We start from the raw sequence: 7,247 nt of genomic DNA on the forward strand, positions 1-7,247 counted from the left end.
GGGTGTGGGGGGAGGGGGTGATCTTTCATGAGGTTTGGGAAGCGTAGTTTGGGATCTTCTCTAAGCTGTTTCCATAGACTCTTATACAGAGCATGTAGCTTTGGGTTCGGTTCGTATCCAAAGTTATCTATAGGTTGTGGATTGTCTTCAAAAACCCCTGTGAGATAGCTGAAGCCCCTAGTACTGCCTAGTGATGCGGCCTGTTGATAGTAAAATAGTGAGCGCGGCATATTTTTTCTTGCAGTTTTATAGAATGACGCTGTTTGTGATGTTGCATCTGGATTTTCTTGGGCACCCGCACATCGATAGTATTTTTCAGCCATATCGTCATCTTGCTTGTGTCTAGGTAGCTCGAATGCGAAGTATTGACCTATTCGCACTTGCGCAAGAGGACTACCCAGTTCTGCAGCTTTAAACATGTAAGAACTGGCCATTCGATCTGATTTAAGAACACCTCCTCCATTTTCAGTAATAACTGCCCAGTTATAGTATCCCAGCGGTACTTTAAGCTTCACCATGCGCTCATAGAGATCGAGCATCTTGCCGGTGTCTTGCTCAACGCCGGGCCTTCCGGGCCAGCCTGTACGATAAAGGCCGGCTAGGTTATGCATTGCTTTCCAATGATCCTTGGCAATGGCCTGCTCATAAAGACCCACAATTTTTTTCCAATCCTTAACCCCGCGTGTTTTTTCTAGAATGCGTGCTTGTTGAAACCAAGACTCAGCCTGAGGGTCCAGTGGTGGGTTGTTGTCTCGTTCATAGGCGCAGGTAAAAACTGGGTATGCCACGGCAATCGCTCCGTTCAATAGAAATGAAATTATAAAGGCGCAGTAATATGCGGCTTTAATCAATGGCTTTGGCATAAGGCGTCTCCACATCCCAAAAGCGAGTTAGATGGGTAGTAAGTGGGCGGTTTCGCCATTTTTCCAGTTGTCGTCCATCACCAGTTTCGAGTGCACGTAGATATCCAGGAAGTATTCCTGTTCGCCTTCGGCCAGGGTGCTGGCGGTTTGGGTTGAAGGCTGGTCATCTTTATAATTCCGGCCTGCGATCTGGGTGTTCTGCGTCGAAGCCCTGGGTCGGGTGTGGAGGGAGTGGGTGGTCTTTCATTAGGTTGGGGAAGCGTAGATTTGGATTTTTATCAAGTTGTTTGGATAACTCAGAATAAAGCTCGTGGAGCTTTTCGTCTGGTTTGTATCCAAAGTTATACATGGGTTGAGGGGTTGGTTCGAATGCTCCTTTTAGATTACTGAAGCCAGTAGAGTTGCCCAGGGAGGCTGCACGTTGATAGTAGAATAATGCGCGCGCTTTATTTTTTTTGCGATTTCATAAAATGCTGCTGTCTCAATGACTGCGTCCGATGAGTCCTGAGCGCCCGCGCATCGAAAATACAACTCTGCCATTTTGTCGTCTTGCTTATTTTTAGGTAATGAAAATGATAGGTGATTTCCAATTGCAACCTGTGCCAATGGGCTGCCCAGTTGTGCAGCCTGAAAAATATAGGAACTGGCCATTCTATCTGACTTCAAAACACCTCTTCCATTTTCGGTGATAACTGCCCAGTTGTAATACCCCAATGGAACTCCAAGTTTTATCATGCGCTCGTAGAGTTTAAGCATCTTGCTGGTGTCTTGTTCAATGCCAGGTCTTCCTGGCCACCCCGTGCGATAAAGACCAGCTAAATTATGCATCGCTTTCCAATGATTCTTGGCAATGGCTTGTTCATAAAGATCCACTATTTTTTTCCAATCCTTAACCCCGCGCGTTTTTTCTAGAATGCGTGCTTGTTGAAACCAGGATTCAGCCTGAGGGTCCAGTGGTGGATTGTTATCTCGTTCATAGGCGCAGGTAAAAACTGGATATGCCACAGCAAACGCTCCGTTCAATAGAAGTAAAACAATACAGGCGCAAAAACTTATGAATTTAATCAACTGCTTTGGCATAAGGCATCTCCACATCCCAAAAACGTGTTAGATGGCTAGTAAGTGGGCGGTTTCGCCATTTTTCCAGTTGTCGTCCATCACCAGTTTCGAGTGCACGTAGATATCCAGGAAGTATTCCTGTTCGCCTTCGGCCAGGGTGCTGGCGGTTTGGGGGGAAGGCTGGTCATCTTTATAATTCCGGCCTGCGATCTGGATGTTCTGCGTCGAAGCCCTGGGTGGGGTGTGCGGGGAGAGGGTGATCTTTCATGAGGTTTGGGAAGCGTAGTTTGGGATTCTCATCAAGTTGCTTGGATAAGCTTGAGTAAAGCTCGGAGAGTTTTTCGTCTGGCTTATATCCAAAGTTGTGGATTGGTCTAGGGTTTTTTTTGAATACTCCTATCAGATAGTTGAATCCGATTGAGTTTCCTAAAGATGCTGCGCGTTGATAATAGAAAAGCGAACGTGGTTTATTGTCCTTGGCCGTGTCATAAAAGCTTGCGCTTTTTAAGACTGCATCTGAATCTTCCTGAGCACCTGCGCACCGATAGTAACGTTCGGCCATGTCGTCATCTTGTTTATGTCTAGGCAATGCATAAGCAAAATGTTGACCTATTTGAACCTGTGCTAAGGGGCTGCCTAATTGTGCCGCTTGAAAAAGATATGAAGCAGCCATTCGTTCAGATTTTAGAACTCCTTTGCCACGTTCAGTAATAACGGACCAATTGTAGTAACCCAGTGGTACTTTAAGTTTTACCATGCGTTCATAGAGATCAAGCATCTTGCCGGTGTCTTGCTCAACGCCAGGCCTTCCGGGCCAGCCTGTACGATAAAGGCCTGCTAAGTTGTGCATCGCTTTCCAATGATCCTTGGCAATGGCTTGCTCATAAAGACCCACTATTTTTTTCCAATCCTTAACCCCACGTGTTTTTTCTAGAATGCGCGCTTGTTGAAACCAGGATTCAGCCTGTGGATCCAGTGGTGGGTTGTTGTCTCGTTCATAGGCGCAGGTAAATACTGGGTAGGCCATAGCCATCGCTCCGCTCAATAGAAATGAAATAATAAAGGCGCAGTAATATATGGTTTTAATCAACGGCTTTAGCATAAGGTGTCTCTATATCCCAGAAACGAGTTAGGTGGGCTGTTAGTGGGCGATTTCGTCCTCGGTGCTCCCAGTTTTTATCCATTACGTCATTCCATTCTTTAAAGTTCTTCACCGAATCACACCGCCCCTTTTCATCACTAATCGACTCCCCCACATGCAACTTCCACAACTCCTCCCGCCAAGTCTTCGCCAACTCTGCATCCGGTGCGGCCAGTCCCAACTCCGAGTCGGTGTGCATGCTGCGGGTATTGATATTGGCCGAACTCAGCAGGCTGAACACATCGTCCACCACCAGCAGTTTCGAGTGCACGTAGATGTCCCGGAAGTACGCCTGTTCGCCTTCGGCCAAGGTGCTGCCGGGGCCAGGGCTGCAGGCGGTGAGGGTGGCGATCACTACCTTGAGTCCGGGCAGGTCCTTGAGGGCGTAGGGTTTGGCGTCTTCGCCTTGGTCGGCTTGGGGGTTGCCGAGTTTGGCGATGTCTTCGGGCTTGAGGCCGCCCAGTCGCGCTTCTATCTCGGGGGTGACGCCCTGGCGTTCGAGTTCGTCGATCTCGCGCTGGAGCACTTCGGCGCGGTTGAGCTGTGCGCGTCGTAGATAGGGATCGTTGTGCGGGTGGCGTTGCAGGTAGGCCAACTGGCTGCGCTTGCGCAGCATCTCTTCGGCCAGGCTGCGCTGGGCCTGGGGCATGAGTTGCTCCTGCCCCAGTTCCTGCAAGGTGGCATAGGTGGTGCTGGCATACATCCCGGAGTTGGGGGTGTTGGTGACCACGAACAGGTACAGGTCCTTGTCCCGGCCTGCGGCGAGGTAGGCCGCGGCCAACTCGCGTAGCTGCTTGGCGAATGGCGGGTAGCGAAAGTACTGGTTCTCCATGTAGACGTAGTTGCGAGCATTGCCCAGGGCCTTGTGGTGCAGTTCGAGGATCGAGGTCTCGGCATTTTCCTGGGGTTGGGTGCGGCAGATCTGCGCCATGCTCGATCCGGCCGGCTTGAAGTGGTCGGGCTTGATGGCCTGGCGCTGCTGGCGCAGGCCATCGCTGAACCATTGCTTGATCCAGAAGGTTTCCCGGTCCCAGGCGCTGCTGAAGTTGTGGTTGAGGTCGTGCAGGGCGGGGCCCTGGACCTTGAGCGAGAGGTCCTGCCAGGGGCCGAAGCCCGGGCTGCGTCGGGCGGCCTTGTCGTGATAGAGGTGGGCGCTGGTGTCCCAGTAGTTGCGGTGCATGTTGTGGCCCATGACGAAACCCACCGCGTTGGTGCTGTCTTCGTAGTCCACCAGGACCATTTTCTGGTGATGGCTGGCAAACAGGCTGAGGGCCAGCATATGGGCGAAATTGCTGTCGGGGGCTTCACCCTGGATCAGTCGGTAGAGGGTAGCCAGTCGGCCTTTTTCCGTGGCCATTTGGGGGCCGCGAATGGCGGCGTTCAAGGGGATTTCAAGGGAAAAGTCCCGGGTCCGAAACTCGACGTTCTGCATGCGTCCGCCGTGAATTCGGCGGAACCATTCCCGGGTGTACTGCTGGTCATCGGGGGAGTAGCCGGGGGCGCCCGAGCCGTCCAGTGTCCTGTAGGCGCCCTGGGCATTGAGCTGCGCCTCGACGTCACGCAGTATCGCCAGCAGCTCCTGTTCGCGCTGTTCATAGCGGTAGCCGCTGGAACCATAGGCCGGTAGCTGACCGGCTCGCAGTTTGTTCAATTCGTGTTGATGCACGGTGCGGCGGTATTCCAGTCGCTGACGCTCTTCCAGAGTGCGCTCGGAGGCGGCGCTCCCCCGGGTCATGCCCGAGCCGATCGCTGTGCCGCCCGAGCCGGCCAAACCATCGCCGGGGATGGTGTTTTCGAGGAAGTTGGCCAAGGCATTTTTCCAGATCAGCATCCGCACCTTGACCCCGTGCCGGCCGCGTACATCCAGCAGCTCACCGATGCGATCGCCATCGGGTTTGAAACGCATCGCCGGGTCGAAGCCCCAACTGATGATTTCCACGCTGCGATTGGCTCGCTCAATCGCGTGGTGCACGGCGGCGAAGGCGGTTTCACCGTTGATCAGCGGCGTGATCTTGATCCCCGCTCGCGGTGGGAACAGCGCTTTTTTCGCGAACCATTCCATGCTCAAGCACATGAACTTGTCTTCCTTGGGCTTGAACTGAAGCACTTCCTTGCTGTAGTCGACAGGCATTGCCTGGTCCCCGCACTTACTGGTTTTTGGGTGGGATGACCGGGTTCAGCGCGGCCATTCGATAGTCGTCCTTGGTGTTCAGGGCTTCAAGCTGATCCATTTGCCCTTGATAGTCGCGATAGCCGCGACGGGCCAGTGGCTGGTGTGGTGACTCGGGTTCGTCGCTCTGTTCCTTGGGCTCGATCTCGAAACGGTGCCCGTTGATCAGTTCAACCGCATAGGCCTGGGTGCCAGGCACATGCTCGAAGCGAATCACGCCATCGGCACCGGTCAGGCCTTGCTGGATCAGCGCGCCATCGGCGAACAGCTGATAGGGTTCGTCCTCGTATCCCGGCACGCCCGGAACGGGGCTGATCACCGCGCTGAGTCGATGGATGACCTCGGGAGCTGGTTGCGACGCTGCGCGCTCCAGCAAGGTGCCGGCCTTGTCGGTGGCGGCCGGCAGGGGCGCCACCGGCAACAGGCCGGCGGCGCCGCTGCCTTGCCCCGCAGCGCCCCCCGCATTCACCTTGAGCAGCGCCCCATTCACGCTGATGCCGCTAGCGTCGAGCTTGATAAAGCTGCCCCCGGCTTGCACCGTCAGTTCACTGGCCGCTTCGATCACCAGCTTCTGGCCCGCTTGCAGGTGGATCTCGCGGCCGGCCTCTAGCAGTTGTGCGGTGCCCAGCTTGATGTGCTGGTCGTGCGCCACGCTCAGGTGATCGTCGGCCTTGACCTCGACTTTGCGTTCGCCGTGGGTGGTGCGGTGTTCTTCAGCCTTGAATTCGCTGTAACTGTTTTGCTCGACGCTGTCGTGGCGCTCGTGGCCAACGCGAATCTTCTGGTCGTTCTGGATGTTTTCATCCCAGTCGCGCTGGGCGTGGACGAAGATCTGTTCGGCGCCTTGCTTGTCTTCGATGCGCACTTCGTTGAAGCCCGCGCCGCCCGGTGAACTCAGGGTTTTGAAGGTGCTGCGGGTCTTGCTGGCCGGTAGTTCGTAGGGGACGGGGTGTTCCTGGTGATAGAGGCAACCGCTGATCAGCGGCTGATCAGGGTCGCCTTCGAGGAAGTCCACCAGCACTTCCATGCCGATGCGCGGGATGGCGATGGCGCCGTAGCGGTCGCCGGCCCAACTGGAGGCGACCCGCAGCCAGCAGCTGGTCCGGTCGTCGCCCTGGCCTTCGCGGTCCCAGTGGAATTGCACCTTGACCCGGCCATATTGATCGGTGTGGATTTCCTCTCCTGCCGGGCCGGTGACCACCGCGGTCTGGCTGCCTAGGACCTGGGGCTTGGGATGGTCCAGCGGCGGGCGGAAGAAGACATCCCAGGGGGTGGCGAGGAAGCGGTTGCGGTAGCCCTGCTGGAAGCCATCGCTCGACTCGGTGTCGCTGGTGATCGACTCCTCCAGCACCTGGGGCTGCTTGCCCTCGTGGGTGACCTGGGTCAGCAGCCAGAGGTCGTTCCACTCCTGGCGCGGGTGATCGGACAGTTCCAGGAAATGTCCGCTGACCAGTCGCGGTTCATCGCCCCAGCCTTCTGCTTGCAGGTAGTCGGCGCGATGGCGTTCCAGGGCCCGCTGGCTGAGCAACTTGCCACGCTCACGGTCGGTGAAGCGGCCAGGGTAGTCGTAGTCTTCCAGGTCCGGCTCTGCGCTTTTGGCTTCGGGCTTGTAGGCGGATTCCATTTGCAGGCGCGGCTTTTCGAAGTCGTAGTCGCGCCGGGTGACGCGGCTGGTGCAAGATTCCAGGCGCACGTTGAAGCCCTTGATCACCGGTTCATCGGCCACCAGCCCGCTGCCGCGCACATAGGCGGTGGGCCGACCAAGCTTGCGGAACACGCTCTGGTTGTCGCTGAACACCAGCAAATGCGCTTCGCGGCTGTGCTGGAAGTGATAGTGCAGGCCTTCCTCTTCGCACAGGCGCTGGATGAAGTGCAGGTCGCTCTCGTCGTACTGCACGCAGTAGTCGCGCGCAGGGCAAAGCTGCTGGATCTGGAACTGGTAGGCATCGCCGAGAATGCCGTGCTCTTCGAGGATCAGGGCGATGATCTGCGGGGCCGAGAGCTGCTGGAAGAT

General features: G+C 55.7%; 5 protein-coding genes. All 5 read right to left on the bottom strand.

Annotated features, from left to right (window positions below; translation table 11 throughout):
- Positions 1-863 (bottom strand): tetratricopeptide repeat protein (locus DNK59_RS22790; RefSeq protein ID WP_110724896.1); only part of this gene is annotated, 863 nt, incomplete at its 3' end.
- Positions 864-1,241: 378 nt separating this feature from the next.
- Positions 1,242-1,943, bottom strand: coding sequence for a tetratricopeptide repeat protein (locus DNK59_RS22795; RefSeq protein WP_256596584.1), 702 nt, complete (start codon positions 1,941-1,943; stop codon positions 1,242-1,244).
- Positions 1,944-2,112: 169 nt separating this feature from the next.
- On the bottom strand, positions 2,113-3,024 hold the full coding sequence (locus DNK59_RS22800; protein WP_256596585.1) for a tetratricopeptide repeat protein: 912 nt from the start codon (positions 3,022-3,024) through the stop codon (positions 2,113-2,115).
- Positions 3,005-5,194, bottom strand: coding sequence for a phospholipase D-like domain-containing protein (locus tag DNK59_RS22805; RefSeq protein ID WP_110724894.1), 2,190 nt, complete (start codon positions 5,192-5,194; stop codon positions 3,005-3,007). The genes DNK59_RS22800 and DNK59_RS22805 overlap by 20 nt, the downstream gene beginning before the upstream one ends.
- A 16-nt stretch (positions 5,195-5,210) precedes the next feature.
- Positions 5,211-7,247, bottom strand: a 2,037-nt coding sequence (gene tssI / locus DNK59_RS22810; RefSeq protein ID WP_110724895.1) for a type VI secretion system tip protein TssI/VgrG, incomplete at its 5' end; no start/stop codon positions are given.

It is taken from the genome of Pseudomonas sp. TKO26 (assembly GCF_003225665.1).
GTDB lineage: Bacteria > Pseudomonadota > Gammaproteobacteria > Pseudomonadales > Pseudomonadaceae > Aquipseudomonas > Aquipseudomonas saponiphila.

What these genes read in the sequence shown, in the direction of transcription:
- DNK59_RS22795 (WP_256596584.1), bottom strand. Translation starts at nt 1,943, where the DNA reads ATGCCAAAGCAGTTGATTAAATTCATAAGTTTTTGCGCCTGTATTGTT.
- DNK59_RS22800 (WP_256596585.1), bottom strand. Translation starts at nt 3,024, where the DNA reads ATGCTAAAGCCGTTGATTAAAACCATATATTACTGCGCCTTTATTATT.
- DNK59_RS22805 (WP_110724894.1), bottom strand. Translation starts at nt 5,194, where the DNA reads ATGCCTGTCGACTACAGCAAGGAAGTGCTTCAGTTCAAGCCCAAGGAA.